The 15767-nt window shown below is 72.5% G+C and carries 15 protein-coding genes; 10 read left to right on the forward strand and 5 right to left on the reverse strand.

The features are described 5' to 3' along the window. Positions 1-10 precede the first annotated feature (10 nt). From ACFQUZ_RS05410 to ACFQUZ_RS05420, 3 genes are read right to left on the reverse strand one after another with little or no spacing between them, the layout of a single operon-like run. Positions 11-646: a PIG-L deacetylase family protein gene (locus ACFQUZ_RS05410; protein ID WP_377438830.1), complete on the reverse strand. Its 636-nt coding sequence runs from the start codon at positions 644-646 to the stop codon at positions 11-13. Then, entirely contained in the window at positions 646-1536 is an 891-nt protein-coding gene (locus ACFQUZ_RS05415; protein WP_377438358.1) for a glucose-1-phosphate cytidylyltransferase, read from the reverse strand. The genes ACFQUZ_RS05410 and ACFQUZ_RS05415 overlap by 1 nt, the downstream gene beginning before the upstream one ends. Then, positions 1536-2765, reverse strand: coding sequence for a methyltransferase domain-containing protein (locus ACFQUZ_RS05420; protein WP_377438361.1), 1230 nt, complete (start codon positions 2763-2765; stop codon positions 1536-1538). The genes ACFQUZ_RS05415 and ACFQUZ_RS05420 overlap by 1 nt, the downstream gene beginning before the upstream one ends. Positions 2766-2921: 156 nt before the next feature. Here ACFQUZ_RS05420 and ACFQUZ_RS05425 point away from each other — a divergent pair, with 156 nt between their 5' ends. From ACFQUZ_RS05425 to ACFQUZ_RS05440, 4 genes are read left to right on the forward strand one after another with little or no spacing between them, the layout of a single operon-like run. After that, on the forward strand, positions 2922-4007 hold the full coding sequence (locus ACFQUZ_RS05425) for an NAD-dependent epimerase/dehydratase family protein (protein WP_377438364.1): 1086 nt from the start codon (positions 2922-2924) through the stop codon (positions 4005-4007). Beyond that, positions 4004-5542 (forward strand): oligosaccharide flippase family protein, encoded by a 1539-nt coding sequence (locus ACFQUZ_RS05430; protein ID WP_377438367.1) that lies wholly within the window; start codon positions 4004-4006, stop codon positions 5540-5542. The genes ACFQUZ_RS05425 and ACFQUZ_RS05430 overlap by 4 nt, the downstream gene beginning before the upstream one ends. Next, positions 5539-6606 carry a Gfo/Idh/MocA family protein gene (locus ACFQUZ_RS05435; protein WP_377438369.1) on the forward strand — a complete coding sequence of 356 codons (1068 nt, stop codon included), beginning with the start codon at positions 5539-5541 and terminating at the stop codon, positions 6604-6606. Before ACFQUZ_RS05430 ends, ACFQUZ_RS05435 begins: the two co-directional genes overlap by 4 nt. Further along, positions 6603-7913 carry a Gfo/Idh/MocA family oxidoreductase gene (locus tag ACFQUZ_RS05440; RefSeq protein WP_377438372.1) on the forward strand — a complete coding sequence of 437 codons (1311 nt, stop codon included), beginning with the start codon at positions 6603-6605 and terminating at the stop codon, positions 7911-7913. Before ACFQUZ_RS05435 ends, ACFQUZ_RS05440 begins: the two co-directional genes overlap by 4 nt. A gap of 69 nt (positions 7914-7982) precedes the next feature. Here the strand turns inward: ACFQUZ_RS05440 and ACFQUZ_RS05445 are convergent, their stop codons facing one another. Beyond that, positions 7983-8372 (reverse strand): hypothetical protein, encoded by a 390-nt coding sequence (locus ACFQUZ_RS05445; RefSeq protein ID WP_377438375.1) that lies wholly within the window; start codon positions 8370-8372, stop codon positions 7983-7985. A gap of 390 nt (positions 8373-8762) precedes the next feature. Here ACFQUZ_RS05445 and ACFQUZ_RS05450 point away from each other — a divergent pair, with 390 nt between their 5' ends. Genes ACFQUZ_RS05450 through ACFQUZ_RS05475 form a run of 6 tightly spaced genes read left to right on the forward strand, consistent with a single transcriptional unit; the run spans position 8763 to position 15012 of the window. Further along, on the forward strand, positions 8763-10055 hold the full coding sequence (locus ACFQUZ_RS05450) for a glycosyltransferase family 4 protein (protein WP_377438377.1): 1293 nt from the start codon (positions 8763-8765) through the stop codon (positions 10053-10055). Continuing rightward, positions 10048-10845 (forward strand): hypothetical protein, encoded by a 798-nt coding sequence (locus ACFQUZ_RS05455; protein WP_377438380.1) that lies wholly within the window; start codon positions 10048-10050, stop codon positions 10843-10845. The genes ACFQUZ_RS05450 and ACFQUZ_RS05455 overlap by 8 nt, the downstream gene beginning before the upstream one ends. A gap of 18 nt (positions 10846-10863) precedes the next feature. Beyond that, positions 10864-12222 carry an O-antigen ligase family protein gene (locus ACFQUZ_RS05460; RefSeq protein ID WP_377438833.1) on the forward strand — a complete coding sequence of 453 codons (1359 nt, stop codon included), beginning with the start codon at positions 10864-10866 and terminating at the stop codon, positions 12220-12222. 26 nt (positions 12223-12248) lie between these two features. After that, positions 12249-13070, forward strand: coding sequence for a glycosyltransferase family 2 protein (locus ACFQUZ_RS05465; RefSeq protein ID WP_377438382.1), 822 nt, complete (start codon positions 12249-12251; stop codon positions 13068-13070). Further along, positions 13067-13978, forward strand: a complete 912-nt coding sequence (locus tag ACFQUZ_RS05470; RefSeq protein WP_377438384.1) for a glycosyltransferase family 2 protein — start codon at positions 13067-13069, stop codon at positions 13976-13978. The genes ACFQUZ_RS05465 and ACFQUZ_RS05470 overlap by 4 nt, the downstream gene beginning before the upstream one ends. Continuing rightward, entirely contained in the window at positions 13975-15012 is a 1038-nt protein-coding gene (locus tag ACFQUZ_RS05475) for a glycosyltransferase family 2 protein (RefSeq protein WP_377438387.1), read from the forward strand. Before ACFQUZ_RS05470 ends, ACFQUZ_RS05475 begins: the two co-directional genes overlap by 4 nt. On the opposite strand, the gene ACFQUZ_RS05480 is transcribed toward ACFQUZ_RS05475, so the two are convergent. Next, positions 14940-15755 carry an alpha/beta hydrolase gene (locus tag ACFQUZ_RS05480; protein ID WP_377438389.1) on the reverse strand — a complete coding sequence of 272 codons (816 nt, stop codon included), beginning with the start codon at positions 15753-15755 and terminating at the stop codon, positions 14940-14942. The genes ACFQUZ_RS05475 and ACFQUZ_RS05480 overlap by 73 nt on opposite strands. Positions 15756-15767 lie beyond the last annotated feature (12 nt).

A 15767-nucleotide genomic window follows, 5' to 3' on the forward strand; every position in this document is an offset into this window, starting at 1 on the left:
GACCCCCCGATCAGAACGCGATCGTCGCCTTGTCGCACCGGTACGCCTCGGCGTACCGGCTCCGGCATTCGACTCCGCGCAGCCGGGCCAGGCCGAGGAACACCTCGTCGTCCCACCAGTCCCGGGCCTTCTGCGAGGGAAAGCAGGCGTTCAGCAGTTCCACCTTGCGCCGGGCCCGTTCCTCGGTCAGTGGCAGGTACACGTTGCACCGGCCCAGATCGCCGTCCCACTTGGGAATCTCGTAGTGCAGCGCCGGTGCCTGCCGGAACGACGTGGTCACCAGCTCGGCAAGCGTCCGGTGGTCCTGGTGGGCGTCGTCCGCGGCGGGCGCCACCACCAGGTCGGCGTCGACCTCGCGGGCCGCCTCGTCGACGATCCGCTTCGCCGCCGCCCAGCTCGCCGGCACCCGCCCGTCCGGCAGATCGTGCAGCGCGAAGGTGAGCCGGGCGTCGGGCAGGAACGCGGCGGCCGCGGCCCGTGCCTCGGCCTGCCGCGCGGCACTGCCGGTGAGCAGGACGTAGTGCACCCGCAGGCCGGGCACGGTGGCCAGCGACAGCAGCAGCCCGCCGGCGCCGATCTCGATGTCGTCCGGGTGGGCCCCGAGGAGGGTGACCGTGCGCAGCCCGGCCAGCCGGAAGGAGGTCATCACCCGGCCAGCGCGGCGGGATCGAGCCGGGCCGGGCCGGGGCCGTCGGAACGTGTCGGGCTGGCGGCGTCGGAAGCTAGTGCAGCCCCGCCGACCCGAGGGTCGGTCGTCCGAGTGGCGTCCCACACCATCCAGGGACAGCGCGCCGACCGGTACAGCTCCTCCAGCTCGGCGCGGTCCTTGAAGGTGTCGGCGGCCCGCCAGAAGCCGGTGTGCCGGTGCGCCATCACCCAACCGGACCGCAGCAGCCGGTCGAACGCGTGCGGCACCAGGTCTTCACCCTCCCGCAGCGCCTCGAAGATCCCCGGGCGGAGGACGAAGTAGCCGCCGTTCTCCCACTGCATCAGGTCCCGGATCGGGCGGACCCGTTCCACCCGGTCGCCGTCGGCGACGTCCAGGACGTGGTGGGTGGACTGCATGGGTACGGCGAGCATGCTGGCCACCGCGGTGCTGGCGGCGAACCGGTCCACCATGGCCGGCAGCGGCGCGTCGGTAAGCGTGTCGGCGTAGTTCGCCAGGAACATCGGCTCCCCCTCGACGTGCCGGCGGACCCGCAGCAGCCGTTCCCCGATGGTGCTGGCCAGCCCGGTGTCGATGAACGTGATGTTCCAGTCGGTGATGTCGGCGGAGAACAGCCGCAGGTCCCGGCCGCCGCGGGCCAGGGTGAAGTCGTTGGACAGCGTCTCGTCGTAGCGCAGGAAGTAGTCCTTGACCGCCGCCGCGCCGTACCCGAGGCACAGGATGAAGTCCATGTGCCCGAAGTGGGCGTAGTAGCGCATGACGTGCCAGAGCAGCGGCCGGTCGCCGATCATGGTCATCGGCTTGGGAGCGGAGGCGGCGTCCTCCCGCATCCGCATGCCCAACCCGCCACAGAAGAGCACCACCTTCATCAGGCCACCTCCAGCCGGGGAATCGGGAAGACCAGCCGGCCGCCCCAGTCCCGGACGTGGCCGAGCTGCTCGGAGATCTCGGTGCGCAGGTTCCACGGCAGGACGAGGACGAAGTCTGGTCGGTCCCGGTCGATTTGTTCCGGGGGATGGATCGGGATGTGCGTGCCAGGGAGGAAGCGGCCCTGTTTGTGCGGGCTGCGATCGACCGTGTACGGCAGCAGGTCGGACCGGATGCCGCAGTGGTTGAGCAGCGTGTTGCCCTTGCCCGGGGCGCCGTATCCCACCACCCGGCGATCCTGACCGTGGGCCGACTGCAGGAAGTCCACCAGGTCCCGCTTGACGGTGGCGACCGCGGCGGCGAACCCCCGGTGCCCGGCCACCTCGTGCAGGCCACGGTCGCGCTCGGCGTCCAGCACCGTCTTCACCCGCGACGAGGGCTCACCGGCGGCCGACTCGGGTCGGGCGTACACCCGCAACGACCCGCCGTGGGTGGGCAACTCCTCCACGTCGACCACGGCGAGGCCCCCGGTGGCCAGCGCACGGCCGGCGGTGAGCAGCGACAGGTACTGGTAGTGCTCGTGATAGATGGTGTCGTACTGGTGCCGCTCGATCAGCCGGAGCAGGTGCGGGAACTCCAGGGTGACCAGACCGGTCGGTTTGACCAGGGCGGCCAGACCGGCGGTGAAGCCGACGAGGTCCGGCACGTGCGCGTACACGTTGTTCGCCACCACGAGGTCGGCGCGGCCGTACCGTTCGGCCAGGTCGGCGCCGCTGTCGGCGCCGAGGAACCGTACCTCGGTCCGGACCCCCCGGGCCCGGGCCACCGCCGCGACGTTGGCCGCCGGCTCGACCCCCAGCACCGGGACGCCGCGCGCCACGAAGTGCCGCAGCAGGTAGCCGTCGTTGCTTGCCACCTCCGTTACCAGGCTGTCCGGCCCGAGCGCCAGGTCCGCCGCCATGGCTTCGGCGTACCGGCCGGCGTGCGCGACCCAGGATCTGGAGTACGACGAGAAGTAGGCGTAGTCGGAAAAGATCGCCTCCCCGGACACGTACGCGGGAAGTTGCACGAGCAGGCAGGCGGAGCAGATCCGCACGTGCAGTGGATAGAACGTCTCGGGGCCGTCGAGCTGGGCGGCCGTCAGGTAGCTCTCGCACAGCGGTGACATACCGAGGTCCACAAAGGTCTCGGTCAGATCCGCAGCACAGAGCCGGCAGGTCGCGATCACCACGTTGTTCCCCCGATCGCTCCGGTTCTCCGGATCGCCAGGCTAATCACGACAAATGACCATGAGACCGCTCAGTCCGCAATCTGACTGTCACGCGGAGTGATCGCTGGCTCACTCTAGACTTCCCCTGGCCCGCTTGCCAGACAGCCGGAGGTCCGCATGCGCGTACTGGTGACTGGACACGAGGGATACCTCGGGAGCCTGCTCACGCCCCTGCTGACCGCCGCCGGACACGAGGTCACCGGCCTGGACACCGGGCTGTACGCCGACTGCCTGCTCGGTCCGCCGCCGGCACCGGTGCCGACCCGCCGCGTCGACCTGCGCGACGTCGAGCCGGCGGACTGCGCGGGATTCGACGCGGTGTGTCACCTCGCCGCCCTGTGCAACGACCCGGTGGGCAACCTCGATCCCCGGTTGACCGTGGACATCAACAATCGGGGCACCCTGCGACTGGCCCGGGCAGCCAAGGCGGCCGGCGTCGGCCGGTTCGTCTTCTCCTCGTCGTGCAGCCTCTACGGGTCCGGTGGCGGGTCCGGCGGGTCCGGCGGTGGCGACCAGCCACTCGCCGAGGACGCGCCGTTCGCGCCGGTCACCCCGTACGGCGAATCGAAGATCGCGGCGGAGCGTGGGCTCGCCCAACTGGCCGACGACGACTTCTCGCCGGTGTTCGCGCGCAACGCCACGGCGTACGGCTTCTCCCCGCGGCTGCGCGCCGACCTGGTGGTGAACGATCTCACCGCGCACGCGCTGCTCACCGGGGAGGTCCGGCTGCTGTCCGACGGCTCGGCCTGGCGGCCGCTGGCGCACGCCCGGGACCTGTGCGCCGGCCTGCTGGCGCTGCTGGAGGCGCCCCGGGAGGTGGTCCACGGTCGGGCCTACAACGTCGGCGTGACAAGCGAGAACCATCTCATCCGGGACGTCGCGACGCTGGTCGCCGAGGTGGTGGAGGGGTCCGTGGTCACCATGGCGGCGGGTGCCGGCACCGACACCCGGGACTACCGGGTGGACTGTTCCCGGATCGCGGCCGAGGTGCCCGGCTTCCGGCCCCGGTGGACGGTGCGCGACGGGATCGAGGAGCTGGTCGAGGCGTACCGGCGATACGGCCTCACCCTGGACGCGTTCCGTGACCGCCACGGGCGGCTGGCCCGGATCCGGGCGCTGCGCGAGACCGGCTCGTTGGACGCCGAGCTGCGCTGGGCCCGGGTGGCCGTCGGTAGCGCCGCGGCGCGGCCCGGCGCCGCATGACCGGCTCGCTCTCCAGCTCGCGCACCGGACCGGCGGAGCAGTCCAGCCATTCCGAGCGGGTGCGCTCCGCCATCGGTTGGTCCTACCTGCTCACCGCCGGGCGCTTCGGCACCTCCGTCCTGGTTACCTTCCTGCTCGCCAAGCTCCTCGGCCCGGTCGAGTTCGGCCTGGTGGCGATGGCCACGGTGCTCATCTTGATCGTCCTGACCGTGCTCCAGCAGGGGCTGGCGGCGGCGATCGTGCAGCGGGAGACGTTGACTCCCGCGCACCTCGACGCGGCCTTCGCGGCACTGGCGCTCACCGGGGTCGGGCTCACCCTGTTCACCATCGCGATCAGCCCCCTGTGGTCGCTCGTCAACCGGGAGCCGGGGCTCACCACGGTGACCATCGCGCTGGCCCCCATGATCTTCCTGCAGGGCCTGTCGATCGTGCCCGAGGCACTGCTCCGCCGCGAACTCCAGTTCCGCGCGGTGGCCATCCGGACGCTGCTGGCGGCCCTGCTCAGCGGCGTGCTGGGGTTGGGCCTGGCGCTCGCCGGGGCTGGGGTGTGGGCGCTTGTCGGGCAGCAGGTGGCCAGCGCGCTGATCAGCCTGATCGTGCTCTGGATGGTGTGCCGGTGGCGGCCCGCGGCCCGGCCCCGGCTGGCCGCGCTGCGCGAACTGTGGCGCTTCTCCGCGCACTCGACGAACGCCGGGCTCGGCGCGATGCTGGCCTCCCGCGTCGACCTGATCGTCACGGGGCTGGTGTTCGGCCCGGTGGCGACCGGCATCTACCGGCTGGCGGCGCGGCTGCCGGACGTGGTGGTGGACGTGACGGTCCGGTCCTTGCAACAGGTGGCCCTCCCCTCGCTGTCCCGGTTGCAGCACGACCGGCGGGCGTTCGCGGCGCACCTGACCCAGCTCCAGCACCTCGGCGCGGTCGCCGGCCTGCCGATCCTGGGCGTCCTGGCCGCGATCGCCGGCCCGCTCGTGGGGCTGCTGGGCCCGCAGTGGTCCGGCACCGAGGTCCCGCTCCGGCTGCTCTGCCTGTACGCCGCGGTAAACGTGTACGGCGTGCTGCTCGGCCCGGCTTTGCAGGCGATCGGCCGGCCGGCCCGGCTGGCCGCGATCACCTGGATCCGGGTGGTGCTCGGTGGCGGTCTGCTCGCCGGGTTGGGGCTGCTGCTGACCACCGACCGGCCGGCGACCCAGGCGGCGACGGTCGCCCTCGCCGGGGTGGTGATCCAGGCACTTGTCAACGCGGTCGCCCTCTGGGTGACGGTACGCCGGACCGCCGGCATGCCGGTGGGGCGTTTCCTGGCCCCGACACTGCCGCCGGTGCTGGCCGCCGGGGTCGCCGCGGCGACCCCGGTGCTGGCCGCCCGATGGGGCGTCGACGAGCTTTCCGCACCGGTGGCGCTCGCGGTGCTCGGGACCGGTGCGGCGGCGACCGCCGGACTGGTGCTCGGGTTGGCCGACCGCCGACTCCGCGCCATGGTGCGGCCACGGTTGGCGGTGCGGTTCCGGCCGCGCGGCACGGTGAGGGAGGGGTCATGACATTCCGGTGGGCGATCCTGGGCACCGGCCCGGTGGCCCGGAAGTTCGTTCTGGGGTTGCGGTACGCCCGGGACGCCGCTCCGGTCGTGGTGGCCTCCCGGGACCGGGCGAACGCGGAACGGTTCGGCCGGGAGTTGGGCATCGACCGGGTGGCGGCCGACTACACCGCGGCGATCGAGTCCGGTGTGGACGCGTGCTATCTCGCCACCCCGCCGAACACCCATGCCGCGCTGGCCGTCCGTTGCCTGGAGCGGGGCGTCCCGGTGCTTGTCGAGAAGCCGTTCACGGCGACCAGGCCGGAGGCCGAGTCGGTGCGGGACACCGCCCGGCGCCACGGCGTCTTCTGCATGGAGGGCATGTGGACCCGCTTCCTGCCGGCCGTACGGGAGGTGAAGCGCCTGGTGGACGCCGGCGACCTGGGCCGGGTCCGCGGCTTCACCGGCGGCTTCTGCCTGCCGGCCCGGGTGGACCCGGGTCGGAGCGTCTTCCGGCCCGACCTGGCCGGCGGCGCCCTGCTGCACCGGGCGGTCTATCCAATCTCCCTCGCCATCCACCTGCTCGGCCGGCCGGCGGAGACGCAGGGCATGGTCGACCTCGGCCCTACCGGGGTGGACGAGCAGGCCGTGGTCACCGCGCGGCATCCCGGCGGCGGGCTCTCCGTCGCACGGGCCAGCCTGCGCTCGGCCGGCCCGAACGACTGCTGGGTGACCGGCGAGCACGGGGTGGCGCACCTGCACGGACCGATCTACCGGCCGTCCCGGTTGTCGGTGGCGCGGATCGACCCGACCGATCCGGACGGGTCGGGTCGGTGGGCGCGCTGGCGCGAGTCTTCGGTGCTCCAGGGTCTGCACCAACTGCGGGACCGGGTCACCGGCGGGCCGCTGCACCGGGCCGCCCGGACCACCACCCTGCGGTACACGGGCAACGGCTACCACTACGAGGCGGACGAGGTGCGGCGGTGCGTCGCGGCAGGGCTGATCGAGAGTCCCGTCATGCCGCTGTCCGACAGCGTCGCGGTGCTGGCCGCCGTCGACCGGACCCGGATGGAGGTGAGACTGTCATGAAGGTCGGGATCATCGGTTGCGGTTACGTGTTCGACCACTACCTGGCCACCTGGCACGACCACCCGCACCTGGACATCGCCGGAGTCTTCGACCGGGATCCCGTCCGGTTGGCCACCGTCGCCCGCGCGTACCGGTTGCGCGCCTATCCGTCCCGAGCGGCGATGCTGGCGGATCCGGCGGTCCGCATCGTGGTCAACCTGACAAGCGTGGAGAGTCACGCCGAGGTGACCCGGGCCTGCCTGCTGGCCGGCAAGAGCGTCTACAGCGAGAAGCCGCTGACCACGAACCTGGCCGAGGCGCGGGAGCTGGTCGAGCTGGCCCGGGAGCGGGGGCTGGCGCTGTCCGCGGCACCGTCGAACGCGCTCGGCGACACGGCGCAGACGATGTGGAAGGCGGTGCAGGACGGAGCGGTCGGGGCGGTGCGCCTGGTGTACGCCGAGTTCGACGACAACCCGGTGTACCTGATGCGACCCGAGACGTGGCGCAGCCGCACCGGAGCACCCTGGCCCTACCTGGACGAGTACGCCCAGGGGTGCACGCACGAGCACGTCGGCTATCACCTCACCTGGCTGTGTGCCATCTTCGGTCCGGTCGCCTCGGTGACCGCGTTCTCGAAGCAGGTCCTGCCCGACAAGACCGCCGACGCCGTCGACCCGCCGGACACCCCGGACTTCTCCGTCGCCTGCCTGGAGTTCGCCTCGGGCGTGGTCGCCCGGGTCACCTGTTCGATCGGCGCGCCGCTGGACCACCGGATGCGCGTGGTCGGTGACCGGGGCATGATCTCGGCGGACACCTACCGGCACTACCGCTGCCCGGTGTACGTCGAGACGTTCAGCTCGTTGACGTTGAACGCCCGCAAGGCGATGTCGGTTCGCCGGAGTTCCACGTTGCGCCGGCTGTTCGGCGTCGACGGCCGACGGGTGCGCCTGGTGCGCAACGCGCCGCCGGGGTCGAGTCGGCCGCGACGGAACCGGGCCATGACGCCGGGCGCGCTGGTCCGCCGGTGGCGGCAGTACGAGTTGGGCCGGCAGGACAAGGCGATCGGTGTCGCCGAGTTGGCCGACGCATTGGCGAACGGGCGGGAGCACTTCCCGCCCCCGGAATTCACTCTGCACGTCACCGAGTTGACGCTGGCCATCCAGGCGGCGGGACGGGACGCGGCGCCGTACCGGCCGACGACCACGTTCAAGCCGCTGAGCCCCCGACCGGAGACCCTGCGCGCGGTGCGTGATTTCGGCCCGACCCGGCGGGACCGGGCAATGACCCGGTTGACGGAAGGGCTGCTGACTCGACTGCACCGGCATTGAGCGAGCTGGTCAAGGGCTGGCGGGTCAAGGGCTGGCGGGTCAAGGGCTGGCGGGTCAAGGGCCGGCTGGTCAGGGCCGGCGGCGCGGCGGCGCCGAGACCGGTGGGGCCGGCGGACGCGGCGCGGACCGGCGAGGGTCGGGCCAGTCGACCGACCCCGGGGCCGGCAGGCCGGCGCCGGTCCGGGTCGCCCGCTGCTTCTGCACCATGCGGGTCAGCACGAACAGGGCGCCGGCCAGCACGCCCATGTCGTCCAGGAAGATCGGGTCGGGCAGCACGTCGACCGGGAAGATCGTATAGACGAGCGCGCCGTAGAAGGCGAACTTGCCGCCCGCCCCCAGCTCGGTGAGCATCCGCCGGGCGCGGACCACCCGGATCGCCAGCACGATGGCGCCGACCAGGGCGGCGACGGCCAGCACCACACCGATCGCGCCGACGACCAGCCAGGCTTCCCGGGACATGGCTCAACGGTAATGGACGCGGACCCGGTCCGCCCGACGGACGCCCGCGAGATCGGCGGCCGACGCCAGCGGGACACCGCCGGCGAGCGGACCGGAATCGCGGCATGACCGGCGGGGCAATGATGTGAAATGGCATTCACGTCGCGACTGAGTATCGCAATTCCTTCTCATTTTTCATTCGTCGCCCAGCGCATTTCAGATCATCGATAATCAGCGACAACGACCGGTCAGTAAGCGACGCGGTCGTGTAAGTAACTCGACATCCAGCGGCACATCGGAGCCCTTGCCACCGGACCGGACCGTGCCACAGTGTCGTTACGGAACGAGATCGAGCACCGAATCGAATGCGTGTGCCGGTCGGGAACATCGGATTAAGGAAGCGGGCGGAATATGAAGGCAGGCACGGCCTCGTACGGTGCGCACGTCGTCATCGTGGTGGTCAACCTGCCCGCCGAACGCGACCGCCGGGTCATCAGGGAATGCCAGGCGCTCGAGGCCGCCGGCTACCGGGCCACGGTCATCTGCCCGCGCGGCCCCGGCCGGCCGACCACCCTGGCCGGTACGGCATCTACAAGCATTCTTTCCTTTCGGCAGCCGTTCGCCGGCAACGGGGTGCTCAGCTTCGCGGCCGAGTTCGCCTGGGCGCTTATCGCGGTCACCATCCGGCTCCTCGCCCTGATGGTGCGTGACCGGGTGGACGCCGTGCAGGCGTGCAACCCCCCGGACGTGTTCTGGGTCCTGGCGCTGCTGATGCGGGCCCTGCGCCGGCCGTTCGTCTTCGACCATCACGACCTGAGCCCGGAGCTGTACCAGTGCAAGACCGAACGTCCGCGGGCGGCCGTCCTCCGGGTGTTGCTGCTGCTGGAACGGCTCTCCTGGCGGTGCGCGACAGCGGTGGTGGCCACCAACGAGTCGTACCGCGAACTGGCGATCCGGCGCGGTGGCTGCGCTCCCGACCGGGTGGTCGTGGTGCGCAACGGTCCGACCCTGGCCGAGGTCGACCCGGCCGAACCCTCGGCCCGGCAGCCGGAGGACCGGCGGCTGATCGCCTATCTCGGCGTCATCAACCCGCAAGACCACGTCGAGGTGGCCGTGCTCGCGGCGGAACGGCTGGTCCGGCTGCGCGGCGCGACCGACTGGCGGATGGTGATCGCCGGCGACGGCGACAGCCTGCCCGCCCTGCGCGCCATGGTCGCCGAACGCGGCCTCGACCAGGTCGTCCGGTTCACCGGCTGGTTGGAGGCGGCGGAGGTGGACCGGCTGCTGCGATCGGCGACCCTCGGCATCCAACCCGACAAACGCACCCGGATGGCCGAACTGTCCACCATGGCGAAGACCGTCGAGTACCTGGCCCGCGGGCTGCCGGTGGTCGCCGTCGACCTGCTGGAGACCCGGCGCACCGCGGCGGACGCCGCAAGCTACGTCGCCAACGGCACGCCGGACGAGTTGGCCGCGGCGCTGGACCGGCTGCTCACCGACGACGCCGCCCGAACGGCCATGCGCGACGTGGCCCGCCGTCGCTTCCGGCACCACCTCGCCTGGGACCACCAGGCGATCGCGTACACGGATCTGTGGCACCGCCTGCTGCCACCAGCCACCCCACCGACGCTCACCGCGACCGGCCCCCGGCAGCGCTCGTCGCGAGCACCGGCCCCCGAGGCCAAGGATCGACCGGTTGTCTGACGGAAAGGCCCCGAAGATGGACCTCATCGACCTGCTCAAGCTCATGGCGCGGCGGTGGTGGGTCACCGTGCCGGTGCTGATCGCCACCGTTGCCGGCGGCATCGTCGTCGGCCAGCACGTCCGGCCGGAGTACAAGACCAGCGCCTCGGTGGTGCTGGTGCCACCGACGACCGAGGTCGCGGCCCCCGCTCCCGGGGCCAGTCCGAGACCGGGTAACCCGTGGCTGCGGGTCGGCACCGTGGAGATGGCCCAGGCGATCCAGATCGTCGCCTCGTCGGGACGCGCCCGGGCCGCCGTGGTCGCCGCCGGCGGCGAAGCCCGTTACGAGGTCACCGTGCTCACTCGCAGCTCGATCCTGACCATCGACGTCACCGGCACCGGTCCGGACCGGGCCCGGGCCAGCGCCGCCGCGGTGACCAGGTTGATCGGCGATGAGGTGGCGAACCGGCAGGCGGCGTACCAACCGCGACCCGGCGAACAGATCACCACCGACGTGCTGGATCCCGGGCTCGACGTGCGCCAGTCCCGCTCCAACGTGCTGCGGGCGCAGATCGTCCTGCTGGCGCTGGGTCTGCTGGTCGCCACGACCGTCGCGGTGGTGGCCGACGCGATCATCCGGCGGATGGCGAGGCGTCGGGTCCGATCGGCCGGGGACGCACTGCCGCCGGCCGGCCAGGTCACCACGCACCGGCCAGCCGGAGTGATGAGCCCGCCCGCGCCCGCCCGACCTGAGCCGGACGACACCGCCGTGCTCAGTGGCGCGCGCCAGATGGACCGGGACGCCGGCTGAGGGGGCGCCGTGTCCACGATGAACGCCGTCCCGACTGCCGGTCCGTCCGCGCTCCTCCGCCCGACGCCCGGGACGCGCGGCGAAGGGACCACGCGTCGGCTGCCCGACGGCAGCGGCCCCGCCATCGCGGTGATCCTGACCGCGTACCTGCTGCCGGCCAGGCTGGTATTCCCGCCGCTGGCGGCGGTCGGCCGGCCCGCCGTGGTGCTTGCCATCGTCCTGTTTCTCTGGTGGTCGTTGACCCGGTTGCATCCCCGGCTGGCCGTCCGAGGTCGGCAGCCGATGCGCTGGATCCTCGCCGGCTACCTGGCCACCCTCGGCGCCTCGTACATCGCGGGCCTGGCCAGGGGGCTGCCGCCGCTGGAGGCCAACGGCGCGGACCGGGCGATGGTGATGGCGATCGGCGGGGCCGGCCTGCTGCTCATCCTCGCCGACGGGGTGTTGACCCGGGACCGGGTCGACCGGGTGCTGCGCTGGTTCTGCTGGGCCTGCGGCTTCATGGCCATGGTGGCGCTCGGCCAGTTCGCGCTGCGCCGTGACTTCACCACCCACCTCAACCTGCCCCCGGTGCTGGTCTTCCAGCGGGATGTGATCGGCTTCGACGACCGGGGCGGTGCCGGCCTGTTCCGGGTCGCTGGCACCGCGGGCCACTACATCGAGTTCAGCGTGCTCATGGTGATCGGGCTGCTGGTGGCGATGCACCTCGGGCGCTACTCCCCGCTGCGGCGGGACCGGCAGATCTTCACCGCCCTCGCGGTGCTCCAGGCCGGCGTCATCCCGCTCTCGCTGTCCCGCACCGGGGTCCTGGCGCTCGGCGCGGCGGTCCTGCTGCTGGCCCTCGCCTGGCCGCTGCGTACCACCCTGAACGTGATGGCGGTCGGCGTTGTCGTGGCCGCGGCGATCCAGGTGGTGCGGCCGGGACTGCTCCAGTCGCTGCGCGCGCTGCTCGTCGCCGGCGAACGGGACCCCAGCGTACGGGGGCGGACCGAGGACTACGCGTTCGTGGCGCCGTACATCGCCGAGCGTCCCTGGTTCGGGCGGGGAGCCGGCACCTGGCTGCCCGAGCTGTACCAACTGTTGGACAACCAGTGGCTGCTGACCCTGGTGACCACGGGGTGGGTGGGAGTGACCGGACTGGTCCTGCTGTTCGGCGGCGGGATCATGGTCGCCGGCCGGATCCGCCGGCACGCGAAGCTGACCCGCGACCGGGATCTGGCCCTGGTCCTGGCGGTCGCCGTCGGGGTGACCGCCGTCAGCTCGTTCACCTTCGATTCGCTCCACTTCTCGACCTATTTCCTCACCGTGCACCTGTTGCTCGGCCTGATCGGCGCGTTGTGGCGGGTGACCCGGGCGGAACCAACAAACGAAGGCGGGTGACCCCCTTGGGTGGCATCGACATCCTTATGATCACTTACAACCGGCCGGAGTACGTCCGGCTGTCACTTCCCCGGCTGCTGGACAGTTGTCCGCCGGACGCCCGGGTGTGGGTCTGGCACAACGGCACCGACCGGCCCACCCTGGACGCGGTCCGCGCCCACGAGGACCACCCGCGGATGCACCGGCTGTGGCACGACCCGGCGAACCCGGGACTGCGCGAGCCGACCAACTGGCTGTGGCAGGAGTCGACAGGAGACCTGCTCAGCAAGGTCGACGACGACTGTCTCGAGGAGCCGGACTGGATCGACAGGTTGCGGCGGGCACACGACGACGTGCCGCGGTTCGGCGTGATCGGTGCCTGGCGGTTCCCCGAGGAGGACAGCGATCCGGAGTTGATGGCGCCGAAGCTCGTCGACTATCCGCACGGGCACCGACTGCTGCGTAACCACTGGGTGCAGGGCAGCGGTTATCTGGTCAAACGGGCCGTGATCGACCAGGCCGGGCCGCTCGCCCGTGGGCAGTCGTTCACCCGGTGGTGCGTGCGGGCCGCCTGGATGGGCTGGATCAACGGCTGGTACCACCCCTTCATCCGGGAGGACCACATGGACGATCCGCGCAGCCCGCACACGATCTATCGCACCGACGCGGACCTGATGGGCCGGCGACCACTGTCCGCCCGCCGGGTCGGCGTGACCACCATCGCGGAGTGGACCGCCGAACAGACCCGCTCGGCCCGGATGGTGCAGGGCGCGTCGCTCGATTTTCGACACCACCTGGGTTGGCGGTTCCACCGACGGAACGTGGCCCGGCGGATGCAGCAGGCACTGACCGGACGGGCGCCCTGGTGAGCAGCATCGTCATCGCCGCGCACGACGAGGCGGGCGGCGTCGGCGACACCCTACGCGGAGTGCTCGCACACGCCGAGCCGGACGAGTTCGAGGTGGTGGTGGTGGCCAACGGCTGCTCGGACAACACCGCCTCGGTGGCTCGTGCGGTCCCCGGGGTGGCCGTGCTCGAACTGCCGGTGGCGAGCAAACCCGCGGCGTTGAACGCCGGCGACGCGGTGGCGACCCGGTTCCCGCGGCTCTATCTCGACGCGGACGTCCGGCTGGACACCGCCGACGTCCGGACGCTGCTGGCCGCCGTCGCGACATCGCCGGCCGTTGCCGGCTCGGGCGGGGATCCAGCCGACGGCGGAGCGGGCGGGGAACCGGCGGACGGTCCGGACCGGTCATCGGTGCTGGCCGCCGCGCCGCGCCGGGTGCTCGACACCGCCGGCCGGCCGCTGCTGGTCCGGGCGTACTTCGCCGTCAACGGCAGGCTGCCGGCCTTCCGGGGTTCGCTGTTCGGGCGGGGCGCGATCGCGGTGTCCGCGGTCGGCCGGGGCCGGTTCGACACGTTCCCGGACGTGGTGGCCGACGACATGTTCCTCGACTCGTTGTTCCTGCCCGCCGAGAAGCGCGAGGTGACCGGAGCCCGAGCGGTGGTGGCCACCCCGCACCGCACCCGGGACCTGCTCCGCCGGCTCGGCCGGGTCCGCGCGGGAGCCGCCATGCTGCGCACCACCGAGCAACGGGTGGCTCCGGTACGCGGCGCGTCGTGGCTTGTCGACGTCGTGCTGCCGCGACCCTGGCTGCTGCCGGCCGGGATCTGCTACGCGCTGCTGACCGTGCTCGCCGAGCTGTCCGCCCGGCGGCCGGCGACCCGGCGGTCGTGGGGACGGGACGAGTCCAGCCGGGCCGGGGCGGCCCGATGAGCCCGGACGTCAGCGTCGTCATCGTGGTCCACCAGAACCGGGCGCACATCGGTCGAGCCCTGGCCGGGCTGGGCGGCCACGACGGCGTGCCGCACGAGGTCATCGTCGTCGACAACGCCTCCACCGACGGCGCCGCCGAGGAGGTCGCCACCCGCCACCCCGACATCCGGGTGGTCCGGCTGGCCCGCAACGTCGGCTTCGGTCGCGCCGTGAACGCCGGGGCCGGGCTGGCGCGCGCGCGCTGGCTGCTGCTGCTCAACCCGGACGCCGAGCCGGTGGGCGACCTGCTCGGCGCGCTCGTCCGGTTCGCCCGGCGCAACCCCGAGCACCGGATCTACGCCGGCCGGACGCTGGGCCCGGACGGGGCCGACGACGGGCGGTCCGTGTTCGGGCTGCCGACCCTGCGCTCGTACGCCTGCTTCGCCACCGGCCTGTCGACCGCGTTCCGGCGGGTGCCGGCGCTGAACCCGGAGGCGCTACCGGGGCTGGACCGGAGCCGGCCGGCGGTGGTCCCGGCCGCCTCGGGCTGCGTGCTGCTTGTGGACCGGGCGCTCTTCGCCGAGCTGGGCGGCTTCACCCCGGACTACTTCATGTACAGCGAGGACGTGGACCTGTGTCTCCGGGCGGCCGGGCGGGGCGCCCGTCCGGTGCTGGTGCCGGCGGCCCGGGTGACGCACCTGGGCGGCGGATCCTCGACCGGGGTGGGCAAGCGGGTGATGGTGCTCCGCGGCCGGGTCACCTACCTGCGCCTGCACTGGACCCCGCGGCGGGCGGCCGCCGGCCGCGCCCTGCTGGCCGCCGGTGTCGCGGTCCGCGCCCTCGGGGCCCGGCTCACCGGCCGGGCCGGGTACTGGCCGGCGGTGTGGGCCCAGCGGCGGGTCTGGCTGGCCGGCTGGCCGCCGCCGGACGCCGACGAACCGGCCGCGTCGCCCGGCCCTCCGGACGCGCCACCGCCCCCCGGTCAGTCCGGTTCCTCGCCCGCGGTCGGCACCGGGCCGGGCACCGACCGGTCGCCGAACGAGGCGACGGTCTGATCGGCGTACGCGCTGGCGTCGCCGGTCTCCATCGGGCCGTCCCAGTCGCGCGGCAGCGGCACCGACGCCGCGGGGTTGACCCGGCGGACCACCTCGTCGAGCACGTTCTCGGCGTCGCCGACCCACAGGTGCTTGGCGCCGGTCATGCCGACCACCTCGGCCTGCGGGATGGCCGCGAACCGCTCCCGGGCGGCGTCGGGCCGGAGGTAGTCGTCGAACTCGGGGACCAGCGCGGTCAGCGGCTTGCCGTTCTCGGCCCAGATTGCCAGGTCGTCGGCGATGGCGAAGCGCAGCGGTGGGGAGAGCAGGATCGCGCCGACGATCGCCGGGTCACAGCCGTACTTGATCACGAGGTCGGTGCCGAACGACCAGCCCAGCAGCCAGATGTTCGGCAGCTCGGCGAACTCGGCGTACTCGATGGCGGCGGCCACGTCGTACCGCTCGCCGACCGCGTTGTCGAACTCCCCCTCGCTGGTGCCCCGCACGCTTGTGGTGCCCCGGGTGTTGAACCGCAGCACGGCGAGGTCGGCCAGCGCCGGCAGCCGCCACGCGGCCTTGCGAAAGATGTGGCTGTCCATCATGCCGCCGTGGGTGGGCAGCGGGTGCAGGCAGACGATCGTGGCGACCGGGTCCCGGTCGGCCGGCAGCGCCAACTCACCGACGAGCCGGAGACCGTCGGCGGTGTGCAGGTCGATGTCCTTCCGACGGCCGGGCAGGATCGACGAGGCGCGGATCTGAGTCACGCGATCAAGTGT

Source organism: Plantactinospora sp. GCM10030261, assembly GCF_042666615.1.
Lineage (GTDB): Bacteria > Actinomycetota > Actinomycetes > Mycobacteriales > Micromonosporaceae > KBS50.

Coding starts and splice junctions, on each gene's coding strand:
- ACFQUZ_RS05460 (WP_377438833.1), top strand. CDS start 10,864: ATGAACGCCGTCCCGACTGCCGGTCCGTCCGCGCTCCTCCGCCCGACG.
- ACFQUZ_RS05435 (WP_377438369.1), top strand. CDS start 5,539: ATGACATTCCGGTGGGCGATCCTGGGCACCGGCCCGGTGGCCCGGAAG.
- ACFQUZ_RS05415 (WP_377438358.1), bottom strand. CDS start 1,536: ATGAAGGTGGTGCTCTTCTGTGGCGGGTTGGGCATGCGGATGCGGGAG.
- ACFQUZ_RS05465 (WP_377438382.1), top strand. CDS start 12,249: ATGATCACTTACAACCGGCCGGAGTACGTCCGGCTGTCACTTCCCCGG.
- ACFQUZ_RS05445 (WP_377438375.1), bottom strand. CDS start 8,372: ATGTCCCGGGAAGCCTGGCTGGTCGTCGGCGCGATCGGTGTGGTGCTG.
- ACFQUZ_RS05450 (WP_377438377.1), top strand. CDS start 8,763: ATGAAGGCAGGCACGGCCTCGTACGGTGCGCACGTCGTCATCGTGGTG.
- ACFQUZ_RS05410 (WP_377438830.1), bottom strand. CDS start 646: ATGACCTCCTTCCGGCTGGCCGGGCTGCGCACGGTCACCCTCCTCGGG.
- ACFQUZ_RS05475 (WP_377438387.1), top strand. CDS start 13,975: ATGAGCCCGGACGTCAGCGTCGTCATCGTGGTCCACCAGAACCGGGCG.
- ACFQUZ_RS05425 (WP_377438364.1), top strand. CDS start 2,922: ATGCGCGTACTGGTGACTGGACACGAGGGATACCTCGGGAGCCTGCTC.
- ACFQUZ_RS05430 (WP_377438367.1), top strand. CDS start 4,004: ATGACCGGCTCGCTCTCCAGCTCGCGCACCGGACCGGCGGAGCAGTCC.
- ACFQUZ_RS05440 (WP_377438372.1), top strand. CDS start 6,603: ATGAAGGTCGGGATCATCGGTTGCGGTTACGTGTTCGACCACTACCTG.